20 protein-coding genes are annotated in these 24543 nt (G+C 36.5%); 5 read left to right on the top strand and 15 right to left on the bottom strand.

Translation table 11 applies throughout. The annotated features are described in order from the left end of the window. The first annotated feature begins 12 nt into the window (after window positions 1-12). From hisA to hisIE, 3 genes are read left to right on the top strand one after another with little or no spacing between them, the layout of a single operon-like run. Complete coding sequence (gene hisA / locus H3T83_RS02635; RefSeq protein ID WP_198192114.1) at window positions 13-750, top strand: 1-(5-phosphoribosyl)-5-[(5-phosphoribosylamino)methylideneamino]imidazole-4-carboxamide isomerase; 738 nt, start codon at window positions 13-15, stop codon at window positions 748-750. Beyond that, window positions 732-1508: an imidazole glycerol phosphate synthase subunit HisF gene (gene hisF, locus H3T83_RS02630; protein ID WP_198215016.1), complete on the top strand. Its 777-nt coding sequence runs from the start codon at window positions 732-734 to the stop codon at window positions 1506-1508. The genes hisA and hisF overlap by 19 nt, the downstream gene beginning before the upstream one ends. Beyond that, a complete protein-coding gene (gene hisIE / locus H3T83_RS02625; RefSeq protein ID WP_198215014.1) occupies window positions 1502-2128 on the top strand; it encodes a bifunctional phosphoribosyl-AMP cyclohydrolase/phosphoribosyl-ATP diphosphatase HisIE in 627 nt (208 codons plus the stop codon). The genes hisF and hisIE overlap by 7 nt, the downstream gene beginning before the upstream one ends. Before the next feature lie 65 nt (window positions 2129-2193). On the opposite strand, the gene cysB is transcribed toward hisIE, so the two are convergent. The 3 genes from cysB to matP form a co-directional block, all read right to left on the bottom strand. After that, a complete protein-coding gene (cysB, locus tag H3T83_RS02620; protein WP_198215012.1) occupies window positions 2194-3165 on the bottom strand; it encodes an HTH-type transcriptional regulator CysB in 972 nt (323 codons plus the stop codon). A 178-nt stretch (window positions 3166-3343) separates the two neighbouring features. Continuing rightward, entirely contained in the window at window positions 3344-5944 is a 2601-nt protein-coding gene (gene topA, locus H3T83_RS02615; RefSeq protein ID WP_198215009.1) for a type I DNA topoisomerase, read from the bottom strand. 29 nt (window positions 5945-5973) lie between these two features. Further along, entirely contained in the window at window positions 5974-6438 is a 465-nt protein-coding gene (gene matP / locus H3T83_RS02610; protein WP_198215008.1) for a macrodomain Ter protein MatP, read from the bottom strand. Between the two features lie 148 nt (window positions 6439-6586). On the opposite strand from matP, the gene H3T83_RS02605 reads away from it, so the two are divergent. Next, the gene (locus tag H3T83_RS02605; protein ID WP_198215007.1) at window positions 6587-8269 is read left to right on the top strand and encodes an amidohydrolase; all 1683 of its coding nucleotides are present in this window, start codon (window positions 6587-6589) and stop codon (window positions 8267-8269) included. Between the two features lie 54 nt (window positions 8270-8323). Here H3T83_RS02605 and H3T83_RS02600 read toward each other — a convergent pair whose 3' ends face one another. Together H3T83_RS02600 and H3T83_RS02595 are read right to left on the bottom strand one after the other, a co-directional pair. Continuing rightward, a complete protein-coding gene (locus H3T83_RS02600; RefSeq protein WP_065651046.1) occupies window positions 8324-9730 on the bottom strand; it encodes a PTS fructose transporter subunit IIC in 1407 nt (468 codons plus the stop codon). Then, window positions 9723-10157 carry a PTS sugar transporter subunit IIA gene (locus tag H3T83_RS02595; protein WP_198215006.1) on the bottom strand — a complete coding sequence of 145 codons (435 nt, stop codon included), beginning with the start codon at window positions 10155-10157 and terminating at the stop codon, window positions 9723-9725. The genes H3T83_RS02600 and H3T83_RS02595 overlap by 8 nt, the downstream gene beginning before the upstream one ends. 331 nt (window positions 10158-10488) lie before the next feature. On the opposite strand from H3T83_RS02595, the gene H3T83_RS02590 reads away from it, so the two are divergent. Beyond that, on the top strand, window positions 10489-11868 hold the full coding sequence (locus H3T83_RS02590; RefSeq protein ID WP_198215005.1) for an APC family permease: 1380 nt from the start codon (window positions 10489-10491) through the stop codon (window positions 11866-11868). A 123-nt stretch (window positions 11869-11991) separates the two neighbouring features. Here H3T83_RS02590 and H3T83_RS02585 read toward each other — a convergent pair whose 3' ends face one another. The 10 genes from H3T83_RS02585 to H3T83_RS02540 form a co-directional block, all read right to left on the bottom strand. Further along, window positions 11992-12255: an HPr family phosphocarrier protein gene (locus H3T83_RS02585; RefSeq protein ID WP_065578657.1), complete on the bottom strand. Its 264-nt coding sequence runs from the start codon at window positions 12253-12255 to the stop codon at window positions 11992-11994. A 142-nt stretch (window positions 12256-12397) separates the two neighbouring features. Next, window positions 12398-13339 carry a phosphatidate cytidylyltransferase gene (locus tag H3T83_RS02580; RefSeq protein WP_198215004.1) on the bottom strand — a complete coding sequence of 314 codons (942 nt, stop codon included), beginning with the start codon at window positions 13337-13339 and terminating at the stop codon, window positions 12398-12400. 35 nt (window positions 13340-13374) lie between these two features. Further along, window positions 13375-13842 carry a hypothetical protein gene (locus tag H3T83_RS02575; RefSeq protein WP_110453353.1) on the bottom strand — a complete coding sequence of 156 codons (468 nt, stop codon included), beginning with the start codon at window positions 13840-13842 and terminating at the stop codon, window positions 13375-13377. Continuing rightward, window positions 13836-15158: a phosphatase PAP2/dual specificity phosphatase family protein gene (locus H3T83_RS02570; protein WP_198215003.1), complete on the bottom strand. Its 1323-nt coding sequence runs from the start codon at window positions 15156-15158 to the stop codon at window positions 13836-13838. Before H3T83_RS02570 ends, H3T83_RS02575 begins: the two co-directional genes overlap by 7 nt. A 2-nt stretch (window positions 15159-15160) precedes the next feature. Beyond that, a complete protein-coding gene (locus tag H3T83_RS02565; RefSeq protein WP_198215002.1) occupies window positions 15161-16918 on the bottom strand; it encodes a bifunctional alpha/beta hydrolase/class I SAM-dependent methyltransferase in 1758 nt (585 codons plus the stop codon). 3 nt (window positions 16919-16921) lie between these two features. Next, window positions 16922-17539, bottom strand: a complete 618-nt coding sequence (locus tag H3T83_RS02560; protein WP_198215001.1) for a CDP-alcohol phosphatidyltransferase family protein — start codon at window positions 17537-17539, stop codon at window positions 16922-16924. Window positions 17540-17560: 21 nt separating this feature from the next. Then, complete coding sequence (locus H3T83_RS02555; protein WP_198215000.1) at window positions 17561-21835, bottom strand: acyl-CoA dehydratase activase-related protein; 4275 nt, start codon at window positions 21833-21835, stop codon at window positions 17561-17563. A 205-nt stretch (window positions 21836-22040) separates the two neighbouring features. Further along, window positions 22041-22757, bottom strand: a complete 717-nt coding sequence (locus H3T83_RS02550) for an epoxyqueuosine reductase QueH (protein ID WP_370527999.1) — start codon at window positions 22755-22757, stop codon at window positions 22041-22043. 469 nt (window positions 22758-23226) lie between these two features. Continuing rightward, window positions 23227-23772 carry a hypothetical protein gene (locus H3T83_RS02545; RefSeq protein ID WP_198191968.1) on the bottom strand — a complete coding sequence of 182 codons (546 nt, stop codon included), beginning with the start codon at window positions 23770-23772 and terminating at the stop codon, window positions 23227-23229. A 71-nt stretch (window positions 23773-23843) separates the two neighbouring features. Next, window positions 23844-24125 (bottom strand): hypothetical protein, encoded by a 282-nt coding sequence (locus H3T83_RS02540; protein WP_065578648.1) that lies wholly within the window; start codon window positions 24123-24125, stop codon window positions 23844-23846. Between the last annotated feature and the right edge of the window lie 418 nt (window positions 24126-24543).

The following is a 24543-nucleotide window of genomic DNA, read 5'->3' as shown; positions in this document are numbered from 1 at the left end:
GCAGTTTACCCTATTATTATTCCCGCGCTTGACTTAATTGATGGTACTGTGGTGCGGTTACATCAAGGTGATTATGAGCAAAAACGCGATTATGGCAAGGATCCTTTAATTCGCCTACAAGATTATCAAAAACAAGGTGCAAAACAACTACATCTGGTTGATTTAACTGGCGCTAAAGATCCACAAGCGCGACAAATCTCATTAATAAAATCACTGATTAACGGCGTACAAGTCCCGGTACAAATTGGTGGTGGAATTCGGACCGAAGAAGATGTTAAAGCATTATTATCCGCAGGTGCCACCCGAGTAGTTATTGGCTCTACCGCTATTAAACAACCTGATTTGGTAAAAAAATGGTTTGATAATTATGGCCCTGAATCATTGGTATTAGCCTTAGATGTTCGTATTGACCAACAAGGTAACAAAAACGTCGCTATTCATGGTTGGCAAGAGGATTCTAAACAGACATTGGAACAAGTTATTGATGATTATCTACCCTATGGCTTGAAACATGTACTATGTACAGATATTTCCAAAGATGGAACGCTAAGTGGCTCTAATGTAAAACTATATCAAGAGATCAGCCAAAAATATCCACAAATTGCGTTGCAAGCTTCTGGCGGTATTGGCCAAATAGATGATGTGAAAGCATTAAAAGATAGTGGTGTTGCCGGTGTTATTGTTGGTAGAGCATTATTAGAAGGTAAATTTACAGTTCAGGAGGCAATTTCATGTTGGCAAAAAGGATAATACCTTGTTTGGATGTCCGTGATGGACAAGTTGTAAAAGGAGTACAATTTCGTAATCATGAAATCATTGGTGATATTGTACCATTAGCCAAACGCTATGCCGAAGAAGGGGCCGACGAATTAGTGTTCTATGATATCACTGCTTCATCTGACGGTCGGGTAGTAGACAAAAGTTGGGTGGCAAAAGTCGCTGAAGTAATAGATATTCCATTTTGTGTCGCTGGTGGGATAAAAACGGTTGAAGATGCAGCAAGAATTCTCACTTATGGTGCGGATAAAATTTCAATTAACTCTCCGGCCTTAGCTAATCCGAGTTTAATTACTGAGTTAGCTGATTGTTACGGGGTGCAGTGTATCGTGGTGGGGATTGATACTTGGTATGATAAAGATTCAGAAAGTTACCACGTTTATCAATTCACTGGCGATGAAAAACGCACAGTGGCAACCAAATGGAATACGATTGATTGGGTGCAAGAAGTACAAAAACGCGGTGCCGGTGAAATAGTGCTAAATATGATGAACCAAGATGGCGTTCGCAACGGTTACGATCTAAAACAACTTAAAAGGATTCGAGAAGTTTGTCATGTACCACTGATTGCCTCTGGTGGCGCTGGTACTATGGAGCATTTTTTGCAAGCTTTTCAAGAGGCTAATGTTGATGGTGCTTTAGCCGCTTCCGTCTTTCACAAACAAATAATTAATATTGGTGAACTTAAACAATATTTAGCTCAACATGGAGTAGAAACCCGATTATGTTAACTCAACATTCCCAAATGCAAATAGACCTTAAACAGCTTGATTGGCAAAAAGTTGATAATTTAATGCCGGTTATCATACAACACTATGTTTCTGGTGAAGTGCTTATGCTTGGCTATATGAATCAAGAGGCATTAACTCAGACACAAACGAGTGGCAAAGTAACCTTCTATTCGCGTACCAAACAACGCTTATGGACCAAAGGTGAAACATCAGGTAACTTTTTAAATGTGGTAAGTATCTCGACCGATTGTGATAATGATACCCTACTGATTTTAGTTAATCCAATTGGCCCTACTTGCCATACTGGAACAAATAGCTGTTTTAACAATAACCAAACTGAATGGGGCTTTTTATACGATTTAGAACAATTACTTGGTGCTCGTAAAAATGCTGATCCTAAATCATCTTATACGGCAAAACTCTACCATGATGGTACCAAGCGTATTGCCCAAAAAGTGGGCGAAGAAGGTGTTGAAACTGCACTTGCAGCTACAGTACACGACAAAGAAGAGTTAAAAAATGAATCAGCTGATTTAATTTATCACTTATTGGTCTTACTACAAGATCAAAATCTATCAATGCAAGATGTCATTGCTATTTTAAAAGCTAGACATAAATAACATTAGTCACCAAGCACAATCTATTGTGCTTGGTGTTTAAAATTGATAAGCAAAAGATATTCCTACTACCTAACTGGTAACTTGATCCCATTAAACATAGCCTGTACTGCCACATTATTTTCACATAAGATAAGTCTATCAACTGTTTGCCTATTTAAATGTGCCGAAAACTGATTAATAAAATCATACATATAATTGCGTAGAAATAGCGAACGAGCAAAGGCAATATAAGTGGTACTATATGGAAATATATGCCCAGCATTAAGTACCACAAAATCACTATCAGATCTTTCATTAACCGCCATTTTAGCGACAATGCCAACACCTACCCCTAACTTAACATAAGTCTTAATCAGTTCCGCATCAGTGGTACTAAAAACAATATTAGGAATTTGATTGGCTTTAATAAAAGCTTGATTCAAATCAGACCCATCATTAGAAAAGTCATAACTGACTAAAGGATATTTAGACAATTCTTCGATAGTAATTAAACTACTTTTAGCTAATGGATGATCTTTCATTACAATCACCGCTTGGTTCCAATGATAGCAAGGTATAGCAATCATATCATCGCTAAGTTCAGATAAATCAGTAACGATAGCAAAATCAGCCTGCCCTGTTTGCGCTTGTAAGAGACATTGCGGCGATGATCCTTGCTCCATATGAAGTGTTATACTAGGATACTGTTGCATAAATTGCTGAATAACAATTGGTAAAGTATAACGAGCTTGAGTATAGGTTGTTGTAATGGTTAATGAACCTTGATTAGGCTGGCTAAATTCTTTAGCAATAATTTTAATATCTTGTGCTTTATTTAAAATCTCACGGGCTAAAGCAATAATTTGCTCACCAACTGGCGTAACTTCGGAAAGATGTTTACCTACTCGGGTAAAGATTTGTACATTGAGCTCATCTTCCAATAATTTAATCTGCTTACTGATCCCTGGTTGCGAGGTATACAGTTTTTCAGAGGTAAGTGACACATTTAGATCGTTATTAACGACTTCAACAATATAACGCAGTTGTTGCAACTTCATGACAAAGGCTCCTTTAACTGTATACCTTTCCCTCTTTTTAAAACTATATAAAAAGTCAAAAAGAGGGAAATCGTAAGGTAATTCCTTTCACACTTTAGCACAAACAAAAAACAGCTTTTTATACTAAAACGATTCCTTACCCTAAGCGATTTTAAATAAAATCATCAGGTGTTCTTACCTATTTTTTACTATTAACCCACTTACCATCAACGTATTGCATTACCCAGCCAGTCGATTTGCCATTGACTTCCGAAGTAACATACTGCTGTTTACTTTTACGGCTAAATCGCACAATAGCTGGATTACCTTCTGGATCTTGACTCGGCGCTTGCGTTAAATAAATAAATTTTTCCGGTAAACGATCTTTAAAACGTTGTAGTTCTTCAATTAGTGGTGCACGAGTTTCTCTTGATTTCGGAAAATTATGTGCAGCTAAAAAGATACCTGAAGCACCATCACGTAATACAAAATGTGCATCTGACTTAGTACATTTTAACTCAGGCAGATCAACAGGATCTTCTTTAGGTGGCGCTACATCACCATTTTTTAAGATCTTACGAGTATTTTTACAATCTTGATTGGTACATCCCATATAAAGTCCAAAACGGCCTGATTTAAGATGCATTTCTGATCCACATTTTTCACATTCAATGATTGGACCTTCATAGCTTTTTACCTTAAATGTGCCTTTTTCAACCAACGAACCATCACAGATTGGATTATTACCACAAATATGTAATTTACGCTCATTATCCAGCAAATAACTATCCATAGCCGTATGACATTTAGGACAACGTTTAAGTGCTCTTAGCGCGTCAGTTTCGGCTGTCTCTGCCTCTTCCAAAATATTTAATGTTTCATATTCTGGAATTAAGTTAATTGTTTGCTTACAACGCTCTTTAGGAGGTAATGCATAACCCGAACAGGCTAAAAATACACCAGTGCCGGCAGTTTTAATACCCATTTCACGGCCACAGTTAGGGCATTTAATTTCCGGTGTTAAAACGAGTGGATTTAATTGCATTCCTCCGTGATCAGGATCTTGTTCTGCAATGGTCAAATGTTGGCTGAAATCATCAAAAAATTGATCTAAAACTTCGCGCCATTCTTGTTTTTTATTGGCAATCTCATCAAGTGCATGTTCCATGCGAGCAGTAAAATCGTAACTCATTAAGTCATTGAAATTTTCACTTAAACGATCTGTGACAATTTCGCCAATTTTTTCCGCATAAAAACGGCGATTATCTAATCGTACATAACCACGATCTTGAATAGTTGAGATAATCGTTGCATAAGTCGAAGGACGACCAATCTCCCGTTTTTCAAGTTCCTTAACTAATGACGCTTCGTTGTAACGAGCAGGAGGCTTAGTAAAGTGTTGATTAGGATCTAAGCCAATTAATTCCAACATATCTTGCATAGATACTGCTGGCAACAGCTTATCTTCATTATTTTTAGTTAATTGTGGTTGCACTTTTGTCCAACCATCGAAACGTAAGGTACGACCTTTAGCTTTTAAGGTAAAATCACCCGCTTTAACTGTAATAGTTGTTGAGTTATATTCGGCTGATGTCATTTGGCAAGCCACAAATTGACGCCAAATTAACTGATATAATTTAGCCGCATCTACCTCAACATCGCCAAGACTATCCGCTAGAATGTTCACGTCCGATGGACGAATTGCCTCATGCGCCTCTTGCGAATTTTTCTTACTGCTATAAACGTTAGCGGATTTAGGCAAATACTTCTCGCCGAAGTTTTGTCCAATGTAGTCCCGAACCATAGTTAACGCATCCTGACTCAAATTAGTCGAGTCGGTACGCATATAAGTAATATAACCAGCTTCATATAGGCGTTGCGCTAACATCATCGTCTTTTTAACACCAAAACCTAAACGAGTACTTGCCGCTTGTTGCAAAGTTGAAGTAATAAACGGCGCAGTTGGATTGCTTTTAGTCGGTTTTTCTTCAATATTAGTAACTTGATATTGGCTTTTATTCAATTCATCCAAAGCAATATCAATAGCAACACGATCCTTAGGTTCAAACGCATCATTTTTATAATGCGTTACTTGCATAGTTAATTGCTCTTGATGAGCGGTTTTTAAATCAGCATAAAGATCCCAGTACTCTTCAGGAATAAATGCATGAATTTCTCGCTCACGTTCAACCACTAGACGCACCGCAACTGATTGAACACGACCAGCTGATAAGCCACGCGCGACTTTTTTCCAAAGTAGTGGTGATAGCATAAAGCCAACCACACGATCCATAAATCGTCTTGCTTGTTGAGCATTAACCCGATCCATATCCAACATAGCTGGATGATTAAAAGCATTTTTAATCGCCGTTTTGGTGATCTCGTTAAATACGACGCGCCGGTACTTATTATCATCACCACCAATAACATCTTTTAGATGCCACGCGATAGCTTCCCCTTCTCTATCCAAGTCGGTTGCCAGATAAATCATATCGGCATCTTTGGCTAACTTTTTAAGTTCGGCAACCACTCGTTCTTTACCAGGTAAAATTTCATAATGCGCTTGCCAGCCATTGTAAGGATCAACGCTCATACGATCGACTAACACTTGTTTTTCCGATCGTTTAACTTTTTTCTCGGCTTTATCTTTACTTATTTTTTCAGTGCGTTGACTACTACCACTCACTGGCAGATCGCGAATATGTCCGACACTTGATTTAACTACGAAATCTTTGCCAAGATATTTATTAATCGTTTTTGCTTTGGCTGGTGATTCCACAATAACAAGGGATTTTCCCATAATTAAACCTATTTATCCTGTAGTTTAAGTTATTTACCGTCTAGATTATCATCGAGTAATGACAGTAAATCATCTTTAATTGTCGATACTTTACTAGCATATTGCTCTTTTTGCTCAGCATCTTCAATTAGTTGCGTAATTGTTTGTGACAACGTACATCCTCGGCGCTTAGCTAAATTAGCCAATCGTTGCCAGACAAGAAATTCCAAATCAATAGACTTTTTACGTGTATTTTGCTGTTCGGCATTAAAATGTCGTTTTCGTCGTGCTCGAATGGTTTGCTTCATGCGATTATCTAAATCTGGATTTAAATGCAGCTTAATCCAATCAATAACCGCAGTTGGTTTGTGTTCCAATAACAATAATTCATTTACGGCTTGCTCTGCTGCACTCTTCTCAATATAACGAGTGATAAGCTCCCCTTCCAAATGCCTTTTTACTAAATAGTGCCACTTCCAACCGCATTCAAGGTTTTCTAACTGCTGGTATTTCATCGGTTCACCTTGTGACGCTGTAACTAAATATGTTAGTTGTAACATAATCTTGACACACAATAAAGAAAATTATTGCATTTGACAAATTTTTTATAAATCTGCTATCGTTCACCCTTAACTTTAGATCTTTTTTAAGGAATCAAAAATAATGGCAAAAGCCGATGTTATTTATATTAATGGTTACATCTACACTGCTGACCAACACGATACGGTTTGTGAAGCGATTGCAATTCAAAATGGCTATATTATGGCAACCGGCAGCACGCAAGAGATAAATAACAGTCAATATGTTGATAATTATACGGTAATCTATGATCTACAAGGTAAAACCATGATACCAGGGATTATTGATGCCCACTTACATACATTTTGGGGCGGCATGCAATTATCCTCATGTAATCTAAATTACCAGAGTTTAACTGTAGATGATACATTAGCCATCATTCAACAATATTTAGACAATGATTCCGTTCACAATAGTAATAGTTGGTTACAAGTTCGAGGCTGGTTACGCCAAGAAGTTTTACCAATTGGTACAGATATTACTCGATTCGATCTAGATAAACTTAATACTCAGCGTCCTATCATTCTATTTTCAAATGACTGTCATACCCTAGTTGCCAACAGCATTGCTTTAGAAAAATTTGGCCTTGATCGAAATACACCTGAACCATCTGATGGCAAAATTGGGCGTACTGAGGATGGTGATTTAAACGGTATATTAGAAGATGCCCCTGCAATGCGTGCATTTGACAGTATTTCCAAACTTACCGACGAACAAGCAGTAAACATTGCTAAATTATCACAAGAAGAATTAAATAAGCAAGGTGTAACAGCAGTAATGGATGCGCGGATAACAGAAACCCAAGCCGATGCATTTCTAAAATTACAACAACAAGATCAACTGTCAATCCGATTATTTGGTGCTCGAGAATTACCACCTGATGATGTTGGTAGCATTGAAGATATCCCAGCTGTTATTGATCGTGTTAAACAATTTGCTGAGCGTTATAATGACAAAAACTGGCAACCAAAACCAGGAATTAAAGTATCTCATACCAAATTATTTGTCGATGGTGTAATGCAAGCGCCACTAATGACCGCTCGTTTATTACAACCTTATCAATTAGAAAATGAAAAAGATCGCTATGGTGACCTCTATTATTCAATAGAAATGCTTGATGCATTAATTTTAGAATCATCACGGGCAGGTTTTCACCCGCACATGCACACCGTTGGCGAAGGCGCCATTGAAGTGGTGCTTAATGCGATTGAAAAAATGCGTAAAGCACTACCCAATGCGGATATTCGACCAAGCACGGCTCATAATGAACTTAGTGCGATGCATCAATTTGACCGTTATAAACAATTAAAAACCAGTGTGGTATTCTCATTCCAATGGGCTGGCTGTAGCTCGGCAATGGTTGAACAATACCAAACTCTGTTTGGTGCTGAACGGTATAATGGTTTAGAAGCTCATGGTCAATATATTGACGCGGGAGTAACTTGTGCTTTTGGTAGTGATTGGCCAATTGATCCACTTAATGAATGGTATGATTTCCAAATAGCTATGACTAGACAGATTGATGCTGAACATCCACGTTTAAACAGCGACCGCAATTTAACGGCACTTGAAGTACTACGCTGTGCGACCATTGGTGCTGCTTATGTTTTAAAACAAGATGACTATATCGGATCTATTGAGAAAGGTAAGTTTGCTGATGTAATTATTTTAGATCGTAATCCTTTTACCATTCCGGCAACAGATATACAAAACGTCAAAGTACTAACCACAATTGTTGGTGGCAAAACGGTTTATCAACAAGCCTAATAAACCTTAAACAAATTCACTACCCCGCCAATGGATCGGGGTAGTTTTTTATTACTAGTCAGCATCAACAACAACATCACCTTCAACTGCTGGTTTTCGAGTAAAGTGTAAAATCGCAGCAATAATAAACGCTCCGATAAACATATCAATCACATACCACATTGCACCTTTGGTTACACCACCAAGTGCAACTAAACCACCAAATGCAACTAAAGAATCAATACCATTAATCATACCTAGCATACCCGCAACGGCTGTACCTACAACGATAGCAAGAATAACCCGTTTGGGATCTTTAGCGGCGAATGGTATCGCGCCTTCGGTAATACCAGCTAACGATAAAAAGAATGCAGTGATACCAAACTCTTTTTCTTCTTTGGTATATTTAGAACGTGATACCAATAAAGAGGATATTGCTAATCCTAAAGGAGGAATTGCACAGCACATACGGAACACACCATTAGGACCATAAACACCTTCCGCCATAGCGGCTAACGTAAAGGCCGTGGCTGCTTTACTACAAGGTCCACCCATATCAAGCGCAGCCAGCACACCGATTCCTATACCTAAAAATGCTGCGTTAACTTCTGACATACCTTTTAAGGTTTCCACCATTGCTTTTACAAACCAATCGAGCGGATATGACAAACCATAAATATAGATAGGGGCCATGATCAATAATGTCACAGTTGGAATGATCATCACAGGCATAACCGAAGCAATAACCGGATGGACCTTAACAGTTTTGAACCATTTAACAAAATAACCAATAAGGACACCAAAAATCATTGCACCAATAAAACCGGTAGATACATGATTACTGCCAATTGGATTATTTACTACATAGCCCATAATAAACGCTGGTGCCAAGGCGGCATTACCACCAATAGAGTAAGCCATATACGCCGCAAGCACTGGTACCATCATTGCAAAGCCGTAAAAAGCCACTTGTTGCAAATCGGCAAAGAATTGATTACTAGGTAGAATGGTGTCACCAGTCACATGCCCAGTCATTAACACAATTGAAAAAAGAATACCGGAAGCAATGATGACAGGTAAAAATTTACTAATACCAGTATTTAACGATCTAAATATTTCTTTACCAATACTCTCCTTTACTTCTTTTTTGGATGATAAGGCTTCGGCATTATTAAAAATACTAGCTGTATTTTTAACCGCTTCACCAGTACTAACCTTAATCACATTTTTAAAAGGCTCGAGCCTTTCAGCATTATCGATTGAAATATCTGTCGCTAATAAAATTACATCAGCACTTTTCAGATCTTGCTCAGTCAATATATTATCAATTCCAGCTGCACCTTGGGTTTCAACTTTACAATCCCAGCCACGCTTTTTAGCTTCGTTTTCAATTTTTTGTTTAGCAATATAAGTATGGGCCATACCGGCAGTACAGGCACAAATAGCAACAATCTTTTTATTTTTTATCGATTCTTTACTCATATAAACCTCGAATTTTTTCTGCTACAGTTTGAATATCACTATTTAATAGAAGTTCAATAAAATCGTCATCAGCTAATTTAGACGCCAATTTGGCAATAATTGCCAAATGCTCCTTATTCGCATTTTGTGGAGCGCCAATCATCACAATCAACTTTACTTTGTTTTCATTATTCCAAATTACCCCTTGATTATATTTTGCCACGACAATAAATGGCGTTTTTACAGCACTACTTTTTGAATGTGGTAATGCAATATCAGGCAAAACATCAGTTTCCATCTCTTGCTCATGTTGCATAACATCAGCAGAAAATTTATTTACGTCGGTTAAATAAACTTCACTTTTTTCAGCCATCAATTTAATCACCGATGACTTATGCGTAATAACATCACTTGTTAATTCAACAGGTAAAACAGGAATTGGTTCCATAATATATCCTCCTAATTAATCACTTTACTCCGTACAATCTTTATACATGATTTTTAGGTAAAAATATAATTTTTTTATATAAAATCGGATAATTAACTAATCAACTAATAAATTTGCCAATCCAACCTAGTAATACACTATTGAACCTATTGTTTTGAATTTTTATTTAGGAAAAGCTCACAAATTATGCGGACTTATGATCTTTACTAAAAATTAGCTTGCATAATTATAATAATGTGGGAGAATTCCCTGCCGCTTTAAGCGGGTAAAAAGGCAAAACTATACTTAGTAGTTTTTTATTGTTTTTTGGGACAGAGGAGCAAATTAAATCATGTCCGCAATAAAAATGAAACGAGTTTTAACCACACCTGCATTGATTGCATTTGGTTTAGCTTATATGGTTCCTTTAGGGATCTTTACCACTTATGGGGAAGTTACCGTTGTCAGTAATGGACACTTACCTATAGCCTATATCATCACCCTCGCCATGATCTTTTTCACAGCATTGAGTTATTGTCGAATGGCAAATAAATTACCTATTGCTGGTTCGGCGTATACCTATGTACAACGAACTTTTGGTGGAAAAGCAGGTTTCCTAGTTGGTTGGGCACAAATTCTTGATTACCTATTTTTACCAATATTAAATTACTTGGTTTTAGGCATCTATCTACATGAACTCTATGATAGTATTCCGGCTTATATATATGTATTGGCATCGATTATTGGTGTAAGTGTATTAAATTACCTTGGAATCAAGTTAATTAACTGGGCCAATATTACTTTGAACTTCTTTCAAGCATTATTCATCGTATTGTTTATTATTTTAACATTGACAAATGTTCATTTAACACCGGAAACAATGTTAAAACCAATATCAGTCACAACCGATGATTTTAGTGGTTTATTTTCTGGAGCTGCCATATTATGTCTTGCCTTCTTAGGTTTTGATGCCATAGCAACATTAGCAGAAGAATCCAATGATGCGAAAAAAACCTTACCAAGAGCAATTATCGGCACCGTATTGATTGCTGGTTGTATATTTTTAGTTGTCTCATATTGTGCGCATTTAGCTTACCCACAATGGACAGATTTTATTGATAATAAAGATACCGCCAGTTTAGATGTAATGCGTAGAGTTGATAGCATAAGTCATCTAACCAATATACTTGGCAAATACGGAAATGATTTTATGTATAATTTCTTCCAAACCGCTTATTTGACAGGTGTATTTGCCTCTACAATGACCGCACAAACTAGTGTGTCACGAATCTTTTATGCGATGGGACGTGAAGGTGTGTTACCAAAACAGATCTTCTATAAAATTCATCCACGTTTTCGAACACCTTATTTATCAATTATTTTTGTTTCCTGTTTTTCCCTACTCTCTTTGGTACTTGATTTAAGCTTAGTCGTTTCGATGATCAGTTTTGGCGCCTTAGTAGCCTTTACCTTCGTTAATCTATGCGTAATCAAAAGCTACCTAAGTGGTATGGAAAAAACAGTACCAATGCTTTTAAAATATGGATTATTGCCAGCAATTGGCGTATCACTTTCGTTATGGCTATGGACCAGTCTTGAAGCGACAGCGATGACGGTAGGTTTAATTTGGTTAGCAATTGGATTTTGTTATTTACTTTATCTAACTCGATGTTTTACCAAATCATTACCTTCTATTGATCATACAGAATTGGATTCAATCATCAAAGATTAGTAATCTATTAGGTCTACTTAAAAGTATTTAGTTAATGCCCTTTTAAAACAGTTCCGTCGACCAAGGTCGACGGAATTTTCATTTCTCAGTAAATAAAATAAGCTAAATTAAAATCGCTTAAAATTATTCACCAAAGCCTGTAGCAAATAATTCACGGATTTCATCCATTGCTGCTTGTTCATCTTCACCATCACAGATGATTTCAACAGTTGAACCACCTTTAACGCCAGCACCAAGTAAACCCATCATGCTTTTTAATTTAATGGTTTTATCGTTATAAACAAGTTCAATTGATGATTTATAACGGCCAGCTAATTTAACCAGAGTTGTTACTGGTCGTGCATGTAAACCAGTTGCATTTTTTACTACCATTTGCTCTTTTAACATATTATAGTCCTTACATATATCTAACGTTAATACAATGCATGTATTTATATCATAAATTAACTTTTTTTGCTCTTTTTTAGCATCAATTTTTGAAATTATTTGATTATATTTCAGTTTTAATAATATTTTTCATCACATAAAACTATTCTAGCCAAAAATACCTCACGATATGAAAAAATATCGGCGCGGCAAAGCAAATAGAATCAAAACGATCAAGTATTCCACCGTGACCACCTATTAGTTTGCCCCAATCTTTTACCCCGCGATCACGTTTAATAGCCGACATAACTAGACCCCCCATAAATCCTAACAAAGTGATCATTAAAGAAATAAGTCCTGATTGTACAAAAGTAAACGGAGTGATCCAACACATACAGGCACCAATAAAACTAGCAGATAAAACGCCACCAATAAAGCCTTCAATCGTCTTTGATGGTGATACATTTGGGCTAATTTTATGTTTACCAAACAATTTACCAAATACGTACTGCAACACGTCAGATAACTGAACGATTAACACTAAATAAGCAATGAGTAATAGATTACGGCCTTGGTAATTTTCGATATCCAACACTAATAACGCCGGTACACACGAAATACAATAAACCGTAATCATCAATCCCCATTGCACATCGGCTATTCTAGCCAAAAAATTAGCGGTTGAACCAGTTATTGTGGCAAATATCGCCAGAAACAAAAAAGCATAAACTGGAATAAAGATACTAAATAGACCATACCATGCTAAGGCAACCAAAATATATTGCACAGGTAAAGCAACTGCAAAAGCAAAGATTAGGGCGAAATAGTCATAGCGATTGATAGGAGTTAAAATAAGAAACTCTCGCAATGCCAAAGCTGAAATAACAAAAAACAAAAAAATTACTGCCAGTTGTCCAAACCAAAACGCGACACCAATAATGGCAACCATTACCCACCACGCATTGATGCGAGTATTTAAATTATCGATAACACTATTAGGTGATGTAAGACGATATTTTAACAATTGACCAATAATTGTTGCCACTAACAAAAACAAGCCGATGCCCAAAAATAATAATAACGTATCATATTGGAAATGGGACATCTCAGCGCTCCTTATATTGCTGTAGTTCTAATCTATTAACTTGTGATAATAGCATTAATCACCATAAAAACGATTAAACAATTTTGTAACAAAAATAGAATTATCTGCTTTTTAAACAAGGATAAAATCCCTTTTTGGCGATCTACAATGGTTCTTGAGGTAAATTGACTAGGCTTGATTAATTGCAAATTGACTAATGCTTTATCCATAGCTAACAGCTCTTCTGGCAAATGATCAACATGCTCAGATAAATATACAAACAATTTTCTATCAAAATCTATCCTTATTGCATAATACTTACTTATTAAACCGAGAATAAAAATGATTAAACAACAGATAGTTAATGATGTCAGCGAAACATGAATCAAAGCAACAATAGCAGCTAATATGGTTAATAGCATCGAAAAAAAATCAATCTGTTTACTTATCGATAAAAAACAACAAAACGTTACTAAATCTATTTTAGTTACACTATTTTGCGAACTATTATTGCTACTCAACATATCAATGTCTCATCTTTAAAGTTAGCCAGCCAATTGGATAAAATCAGTTGTTGCTGGCTAGAAATCACAATTGAATTCCGCTGTCCTTTTACTATTCCTATCGCCTGTTGCAACGTGTTAGCTCTTTTAGTCCACAATAACCATGCAATAACTGCAGTTGCACTCCTCGAATAACCTAAAGCGCAACAGACTAATAGTTTACCCTGCTGTCGATAATGTTCGATAGTTTGTGCAGCCTGCTGACACTCTTGTTGTGATAAGGGCGTCATATCTAAAACCGGAATAAGCTTATAGTTACCGTCAAAACATCCAATTGGCAACTCGGCACAAAGATCGACAACCGATATGAAATGATTTTGATTTAGCGATTTTGAGGATGGAATGCGACCTAAATAGACTTTATCAATAACCAAATCATCAGTTGGATGTTTAATTGTCCATAACCTTGAATTGAGCCACATAATAGCAAAAAATGGCCAATAGAGCAGATAAACAGCTAACTTAAAATGACCATTTTGCTGTTTTTGCAAACCAGATGCGCCAAACAATAAATAATTAGCGGCAATCAATAACCAGGCACCAGCCAACCATAACAACCAGAGTGCCCAGCCAGAAACATAAATAGCTATAGTGAGTGACAGTAGGCATAAACCAAAATAAAACATCGCCCAAGTATAATTTTTAGTTAATGGACGATGTTTTAATGGCGTCGTCATATTATCTGGCCATAGCCAAATAGAAAAACACCCTACCCATAATCCAGTTGGAATATCAAAAAAATGATGCTGCCAAGTGGTTAAAACCGAAAGTGCAATTAACAAACACCAAATATGTAAAAGATAACGCCCAATCCCCCGAAAATATTGCGCATAAAATTGCCACAAAATCACTAATAACGTGATATGTAATGAAGGCGCTTGATTAAACGGTTTATCAAAACCCATTAAAATATCAAACAGCAAACCAAAAAATCCGTCCAAAGCAGGCCGGTCAAAATAGAATTTAAGCGGAAAAAGTAAGAAGCAAATAATACAAATTACTTGCGCGGTTAACAGTCGCAAACCAAGAGTTTTCAGGGATTGCCAAGAAGATGTTAACAGAATAGCTAATCCATACATCAGATCGATAGACCAATAAGGCACAATCGTCCATGACCAAAGTGGAATAGAATATTCCCAACTAAAAAATAGACTTGGCACACCTTGACGTTGCGAAGTTAACCAGTTAGCAAAATTGTAACTAGCAAAAAAGAACAACGACAAACCGGCTAACCATACACATTTATAGACATTAAGTCGGCTAAACAGTTTTAACATAATCAATGCCAAGTTCGTTGTGCCAGTGATACGGTAAAAATCCCCCACTGGTCTACTAACATGGTCACTTTACTAAAACCTGCTTCGGCAACTAACTGATCCATCTCGATCTGTGTTCGGCGTCGCATAATCCACGGTTGCCCTTCTCGATGTGAAGTTAACGCTCTAGCAATAAATTCTAATTGCGGATGCCAAGGTTGATTGGTATAAAGTAAATAGCCACCTTGTGGAATTACATCAGCCAAGCCAGCTAAAGATTGCTGTAACAGTTGATTATCGCCAAATAATTCATACAATCCTGATACTACCGCTAAATTAGGCTGCGGTGATAATTGTGAAAGTTCGTCACGACTAAAAGCATCGCCTTTTTCAAAACGAACGATATCGCTTAAACCTTGTTGCGCAATTAGTGCTTGTCCATCACGGATATTAATATCACTATAATCGCGTAATAAAACCGAATTGGGTTTATGGGCTATTTGATTAATGGTTTCTAAAATATATCGACCATGCCCTGCGGCTATATCAACAATATTTACTTCAGTAAATTGTTGTTGTAACTGTTCAATAGCTTGCTTTAAGAGTTGTTCAAGATGAATTTTTCGTTGCCGAATCCCTCGCCAACCAATAGATTGTAAATAGAGATAATCAAAGAATTGCCCGAATTTTGAAGTGCCAGACGGTTCATTTCGATAGACATAATCAAGTGTACTACCGGAATCAAAACCGGTTTCAAAGCCTAGTTTAATTCCATCCGACAGATTACTCGCATATTTCAAGGTCGCTTTAACTAACTTCCAATACCATGGTTTAAGCCAACCAGAAGGCGGTAAAGCTAACTTATCGGATTCAGATCGAGTATAACCGACCCGATCGGCATTGGTTAACGTTGGAACATCGGGTTGATTCGCAAAACAGCCTTGAATAAATCGCCTTGCTCTATCAATTGCCATATAACGATCTTTCTCACCAAAGGTGTCATGATAAAATTTTGGTAGGATATGAAACTCTTTTTGATTGGTTCCTAAATTATCATAAAACGCCTGTTGAGGTTTGCGTCGCACTACAAAATCACAACCAGAAACTAATAACTGTGTAGGGACAGTGATAGCATTGGCATCCTTAACAATTCGATCCGCTACCGCATACAAATCAAGCAGTAATCTCACCGAAATAGGTTTAGTAATTAAAGGATCTTTATTAAAAGAATCTGCTCGACTGCCATCATGGGTTAGTAAATTTGGTTTAACATAACTATTTACAAAGAAATTGCCCTTCAAGTTATATAACAACTTAAGTCCAGGCACCGCTAATGGCACATATAATTTAACGCTAAAAGCTGGAGCACCTAAAACTAAAGCGCGAATATTCGGTACATAATCATGTACCCAACCAGCAGCAATTACCGCGCCAACACTTTGAGCGATAATAGCAATATCTTGCATATCAATCGCATATTCTTTAATGATATGCTCTATAAAACAGTTGGCATCTTTTATCAGAGTAGCAAAATTTACCGCATCACCACGTTGACCATCAGATTGGCCATTTCCTCGCGCATCCCAAGCGAAAATATGGAAATCAGGTAATTCCAGCTCTTCTGCTAAATGGGCAATGCGTCCAGAATGTTCATGGCCACGATGAAAAAGTACAATTGCTTTTGAAGCTGTTTTAGTATCACTATCGACTGCTGGCCAATAACGATAAAATAATTGACAGCCATCATGACTAATAAATGTGTTTTGCTGCTGTTCGCGCATTAATTATTCCTTATTATTTTTCGCTTCTTGCAATCCTTTTCTCACTCTATTAATCACCGTAATAAGTAACAAAAAGGCGATAAGCCACAATAGAACATTTAGCCATTCAAGCGGCAATAGATAGGTTGCAATGCCTAAACTAATTAGGCTAAAAGCTAAAGCTCGATCGCTTTTCCCCATAGGTCCATCATAACGTCGAGAGCTACCAATCATCACACCGAGTACACCCGCGTATTCGGTTAGAAATGATAACAAGATCACTGATATCATTAAATTGGTATTGACTTGATTTATTTGAGTAAAGATTAACAGCAGAGCACAATCGGAAATCACATCACAAATCTCATTTAAATAGGCACCTAAATTGGATTTCTGACGAAATTCTCTGGCTAACATACCATCAATAGCATTAAGAGCCATCCGGATAAACATCCATATGGGTATTAACAAAAATAGCCATTGATGATCGGCAAAAAAGCCAACTACTAAAGCAACCAATATCGACCCAGCACAAGCAGCTAACGTGACTTGATTAGCAGTTATTCGTGAATAATAAAGCGAATTCACATAAGGACGAAGCAATGCTTGAAAGCGAGATTTTAATTGATAAATAGAAAACACAGATCGTCCCTTAATAGGTAATTATACAATTCGTTGTAGTTGAGCATACTTTAATGAACTTACCATAAAATGCAAACGGTTAAGTACATTGACCTCACCTGCACCATCATCAAAATCCAAATAGAGCAGATTCAGTTTTGGATTAAGATCGCGCATCCGCTTCTCAACCCCTTTAGAAACAACATGATTAGCAATACAGCCAAACGGTTGCAAACTAATAACATTATTGATGCCATGCTCAGCAAAGGTCATAATACCAGCAGGAATTAACCAACCCTCGCCATATTGATTGGCCAAATTCAAAATTTCCTCTGCTTTTTTCGCCATATCACGAATATTATGAAATGGTTGATAATGTTTAAAGCCAGATAAAATCTGATTAGTTTTATCAATATACTTTTGTGCCACCTTTTCAAAAAAGTGCACAAAATAAGCGACAAAACTCTTGTTAACAATATAATTATCGACATTACTATCATAGTTAACAAAACATTGCGCAAAAAATTCAATCATTGGCGGAATAACAGGTTCAATACCCTGATCGACTAGCCAATCAACACTATGTTGATTACCAAAACTGTTATATTTAACATAAATTTCACCAACAATACCAATTTGTGGGCAATCTTTATTCAATGTCTCGATTTGATTAAAATGATCAACCGCCTCTTTCAACAGCGCAAAGATCGCCTTTTTGCCTTTATGTTGATTAATAAGTTGTTGTAATTTTCTAATATAAAGATCTTTCGCTTGGTTAGCTTGTTGCTTAAATTTGGCTCTAGGCGCAATCGAGTAAAACATCTTCGAAATCGAATCAGTAAATAACATCGCAAAAAACGTCGTTGGTAAAGTTTTTAGCCAATTAATTCTAAAACCTGGTTGCTCAATTTCATTAATATTACCGGTACTGAGCGACACGATAGGAATATCTTCAAAACCATTACTAATCATTGCTTTCTTAATCAAAGAAAGATAACTACTCGCTCGACACTGTCCACCCGTTTGAGTAATGCCTATAGCCACTTCATCACGTTGATATTTACCCGAATTAAGCGCTTTAATAATATCACCAACAATAATGGTCGCTGGATAGCATATCTCGTTATTACAGTATTTAAGTCCCCACTCAACCGAACTTTTATCTGGTTTTGGCAAGGTTTCAAGTTTATAACCTGACAACTCAAAAATCGGTGGTAATAATGGTGAATAAAAATCGGAGATATAAGGTGCTAAAATAGTCCTTCTCTGTTTATCTTGTTTAGCAAAAATAGCCGTCTTTTTACGCTCAACAACTTTTAACGGTTGTTGGTGATTCATACGGATTGACTCAATAATCGAACGTAAACGCAAACGCACCGAACCTGTTGCGGTGATCTCATCGACTCGAATTATTGTACATGTCTTACCTTTCGACTCTAAAATCGCCTTACACTCATCGGTGACAATCGCATCAGGCCCACAACCAAACGAATTAAGTTGTACAAACTGAATATTTTTTGGTTGTTCAGCAACAAAACTAGCTGCTGCATATAAGCGATTTGGATAACTCCATTGTGAGCAAATTTGTAGTTCGGGCGATAATTGACTGATCGCACCTAACACTGAATCTTCGGTTATTACATCGCAACCAAGCGCATTTAAAATCTCTGGTGTTTTATGATTAATTAAACTATCACTATGATAAGGACGACCTGCCAAAATAAATACATAACGCCCCGTTTGTTTAGCATTATTTAGTACTTCAACCGCTTTATTATACAGCGATTTCTTATATTCAGCTTGAGCCGCTAATGCATCAGAAAATGCTTGATTAGCTATCTTTTCTGCAATACCAAGCGAAGTTAAATAATTAATACAGCCCTTTTTCAACAATTTTTGATTACTAAAATTGATTACTGGATAATCCAGTGGCACGTCATATTTTTGACTAGGATTGATAGCACTATTCACCACCTCAGCATAGCTACTGACAATTGGACAGTTATAGCTATTAACTGCATTAGTAAACTGATCAGATTCAAACACCACCATCGGCATAAAAATACGATCAACCTTTTGCTCAATCAGCTCCATAATATGCCCATGAACTAATTTGGCAGGAAAACAGATACTATCCGACATTACTGTACCTGCGCCCTTTTCATAAATCTCATGCGTCGAGTATGGTGATAACGTTACATTAATACCACTATTGGTTAACAACGTGTGCCAGAATGGGAAGTTTTCATATTGTCCTAACACCCGAGGAATACCGACATTAAGCTTAGCTTGAGCATTATGGATATTGGTTCGATCAAATAACAACGCATTTTTATAATCAAACATATTAAATGCATTTTTATCTTGATATTGATTATTACTCAAAAAGCGTTCACATTTATTACCCGAATAATAACGCTGCCCATTGGCAAAACGATAAATCATAATATCGCATTTATTTTCACACCCCTTACAGCGTGATGGTTTCGCTTTATTATCTTCAGCCTTTTGTAGATTATCTAAACCAATAAATTGTGATGGAGTTTGCTCTTGCTGATAGTGATTTTTCGCCACTAACGCTGCGCCATAAGCCCCCATCAGTTCAGGAATATTGGAGCTAGCAATCTGTGCGCCGGTTAACTGCTCTAGGGCACGAAACACCGCAGGATTTTTAAACGTCCCGCCTTGCACCACAATATGATCGCCTAATTTGCGCATATCATGTAATTTCAGTACCTTATGAATGGCATTTTTAATCACCGAAAAAGCCAGCCCGGCAGAAATATCGCCCATTGTTGCGTTTTCACGCAGTGCTTGTTTCACTTTTGAGTTCATAAAAACCGTGCAACGGGTACCTAAATCACAAGGATTATTAGACTTACATGCTGCATCAGCAAAATCGATGGTATTGGAATTAAGGGATTTTGCGAAAGTCTCAATAAATGAACCACAGCCAGAAGAACATGCTTCGTTTAACTCAATATGATTTACCACGCCATTAGCAATAAAGATGGCTTTCATATCTTGGCCACCAATATCCATGATAAAACTGACCTTAGGATCGATATGTTTAGCGGCAGCAAAATGCGCCATCGTCTCAACTAAACCATCATCGATGGCAAAAGCGGCTTTTAGCAGTTCCTCACCATAACCAGTAACGCCAGTGCGAGCAATAATAATCTCTTTACCTGATGCAGCAATCTCATCTTTTAATACTGTTAAACCTTTAATTAATGCGGTAATTGAGTGGCCATTATTCGGCGCATAATAAGTAAAAAGTAGCTCGTCATCCTCACTAATTAAGGTAATTTTAGTGGTAGTTGAACCACTATCAATGCCCAAATACGCTTTCTGCTTTTGATAAGCAGTTAAAGCTAGACGAGGGATTTGAATATATTTGCGTTTTTGTTGCCAATCATCAAAAGACAAAGCTTGATTAAAGAGCGGTTTTAACCTAAAAGACTGATTGACTTGAATCTTGGTTGAGGCATTTAATCTATCAATAAATTCAGTGAGTGTAAGTTGACTACGTTCAATAGCATGAATCGCTGCGCCCCAAGCAGACAACAAAGTAGGATGCTCAGTGGTAACTATCTGATCTTCATTTAACTTTAGTGTCTCTAACGCGGCCTTGCCTAACGTTGGAATAAACGAAAACGGACCACCAATCAACATTACTTTCGGTACAATATCATAACCACGAGCTAACGTATTGACCAATTGAATACAGACGGCATGTAAAACTGAATAGGCAATATTCGCTTTTGATACATTACGGCTAATTAAATTTTGCACATCAGTCTTAGCAAATACACCACAACGTGAAGCAATCGGATAGACTTTATCATGTTGAGTTGCCAGCAGATCAAACTCCTGCACTGGGGTATTAAGCAAGGTCGCCATCTGATCGATAAATGCCCCTGTGCCTCCAGCACAACTACCATTCATTCGAATATCAGGCGGACGATCAGGGAAAAAGAAGATCATCTTACTATCTTCCCCGCCAATATCGATTAAAGTTCTAACCTCTGGATATTTGCGCTGCACCACTTCCGATGCGGCAACTACCTCTTGAATAAAGGCGATATCGGCTTTTTCCGAAATCCCCATCCCAGCAGAACCAGTCACCTTGACCGATAATACAATCTCTTCACCCAATTGTTGTTTAATTTCATCTAATAGTGATAAAACTGTAGGAACAATATGGGTATTATGGCGAACATAATTGGTATAAACAAAATTATCTTGCTCATCAAGCACGACACATTTTGCAGTAGTAGAACCGACATCCAATCCAAGTCTATACATTTTTGGCATAAACAAACTCACATTTGCAAAATTAGACTTACCTATAAAAGGGTCACAAATATTATTAAATAACTATATTTTTATTGTGGGATTATTATAGCGAAATCTTTCAAATTTTTAATCTATTTGTTTGAAAAATGACATTTTTGGATATTTTTTGGCTAGGAAAACAGTTAGAAGGGTTTAAACATAAAACCCTCTAATATGTTTAAGGTTAAGCTTTTGTCAGTCCTTGCTTAGCCGTAGCAATAACATTCTTTAAATCGATCCCTTGTGCTTTTGCAGCAAAAATACAACCGCAATAGCATTGACGATAAACATCGTACTCCTTACAAAGTTCGATAGAACGCTTATAACCATTATTCTTCTTAAAATCAGAAGGCAGATAATTTACCGAAAAAAGCTCTTGAATTTCAAAACCAAGTTGGTTAATTTTTTGACTATTCTTTTTCGGACTTAGCGTTAAAGCACTAGCGAAATAATCAAAACCTAACTCTTGTGCTTTAATCGCTGCCAAATCTAAGCGCATCTTATAACAAAGATGACAACGTTCACCACCTTCTGGTGCATCACGTAGATGCTCGACCTTTTTAATAAATTCTGCTGGTTGATACGGGGCTTCTAAAAACTGTACATTGTTGCCGGTTTTTTGATTAAAGTCGGCAATAAACTTCTGCTGAACCTTACTGCGATATTCATATTCCACGCGCGGGTGAATATTGGAATTAGCAAAATAAATCGTAATATCGGCATACTGCGCCAAATACTCCAGTACATAAGTACTACACGGGGCACAGCAACTATGAATCAACAATTTTGGCCGAGCCGACGCCAACTGCCAATCAGCAATCACCTCTTGCAAAACTGAATCATAATTTACTTTATTATGTGGATTTAATTTTTCGAGAATATCTTTGGCATTAATTAACATTGGGACTCTTTCAGTATCAGGCTGATTGATGAATTTTAAGGCGCGTATAATATAGCGATCTGCTAAAGCGTTCAAGTTTAAGTTACAATTTTGTTTTTCCGAATTAACATTTAATTTTTTCGCTAAATTTGCGGTGATTAAAAACCCTTTTCCTCAAATTTTTAAATGCCAATTTCACCATTTTGCAGCAGTCAAAAAGTGACAAATGCCTAAATCATGAGTTAGACATTTTTAATAAAGTGTTTCAACAGAATTTTTTGACTAACTATGCGGCGGTGAACTAGTCACAGACGATATCATTATCACCGCTAACTTTCTAAACTAACACTTAGGCAGTTTGTAATATTTTTTTATTTTTATCCCTTTATGTATAGGGAACTCGGATTGGTTTTATTTCTCAATAATATCGGATCCGGTTTATCACTATGCATATAGGGAACATGTTATAAAACCCTTTTAGAGGGTTTGATTATAAGTGTGTAGCTATTTCTCTAGCCACGTCTAAAGCTATCTGATCCCACGCATACTCAATAACCGAAGTAACTTTTGCATCTTTTACTCCGCTATCATTCTGTTTAGTAGAAAATTCTTTAGTCCATCTATTGCCTGATAATTCAAATGTTACATTTAAAATTACGCTCGCACTATCAATATTCGTTACTCCATAAGTGAATTTTGTTTTAGCATTATTAACTATTAATGTTAACTTTCTACCGCCAGAATTTAAATCTGCGTACGTGCTAATTGCTTCTTCAATTCTTGATGAAAGACCTATTCCAATCGGAATTCTAGTACGAGTCCCACCACCAACCAATCCTGAGGCCCCTTGTATATCAATTCGTGACGTAAAATCACTAGGGATCCATGTAATATCTAAGCTTTGTTTTTTAGTAATATGTATCTCTGATTTTATTTGCTTTAATGATTGATAAGACAACCTATCATTAAATTGATGATGAACACTACAACCTGAGAAAACAAAACCTAAACACGTTAATAATAATAATTTTTTCACCCCATTCTCCTATAAATAATTTTGATAGATAGTATAAAATTTGTTAGCCAAGTGCAATAAAAGTTATTAATTCAATCATTCTCATAATAGAGGAAATTATTTTTATCAATCTGGTACGATATTTTATCGACAATACTTATTTTTCCAATATCAAATAAAGAAGAATGAAAATGTTCTATTGATGTCATTAAATCAATATAACTATATATTTTATTTGAGATCGCCATTTTATCAAAATCTGGGAACATAAAATAATCATTTCTTATTAAAATAGAATAAAAATAACATATTGAAGTGTTTTTTAAATCAACACCAAAATCATTTTTAGCTTCATAATCAACAAACAAGGTCACTCAATATTGAGACAAATTTCCATTCTCATAATCATCTTTAAAATAATCCTTACCTACAATTTTTACCTAGCTTATCGTTGCTTTTTTGTACATCAATGATAATTTTAGCTCTTTGTAAGAGTTTGGTTACTTCATCTGCTGAGTGGTCGAATGACAGGCATAAAAAAACCGCCTACACGGCAGTGAACCGTGTTCTGCAATTTGAGGAGTTGTAACTCGATTTCTAAACTACCTACACGGTAGTGAACAAAAATGAGCAAAGAGCATCTCGCATCGAATGTTTCTAAACTACCTACACGGTAGTGAACTAGAATCCGATATACTATAAATGTTGTTGGCAAAAAGGCAAAGCGCAATTTTACTATTAAAAACCCTTTTTTTGAGCCATTTTACAACATATTGATTTTTAAATACTTTA

This window comes from Gilliamella sp. M0320 (genome assembly GCF_016101635.1).
Taxonomy (GTDB): Bacteria; Pseudomonadota; Gammaproteobacteria; order Enterobacterales; family Orbaceae; genus Gilliamella; species Gilliamella apis.
Note: the sequence above shows the minus strand (reverse complement) of the source record. Positions and strands in the feature narration are given on the sequence as shown.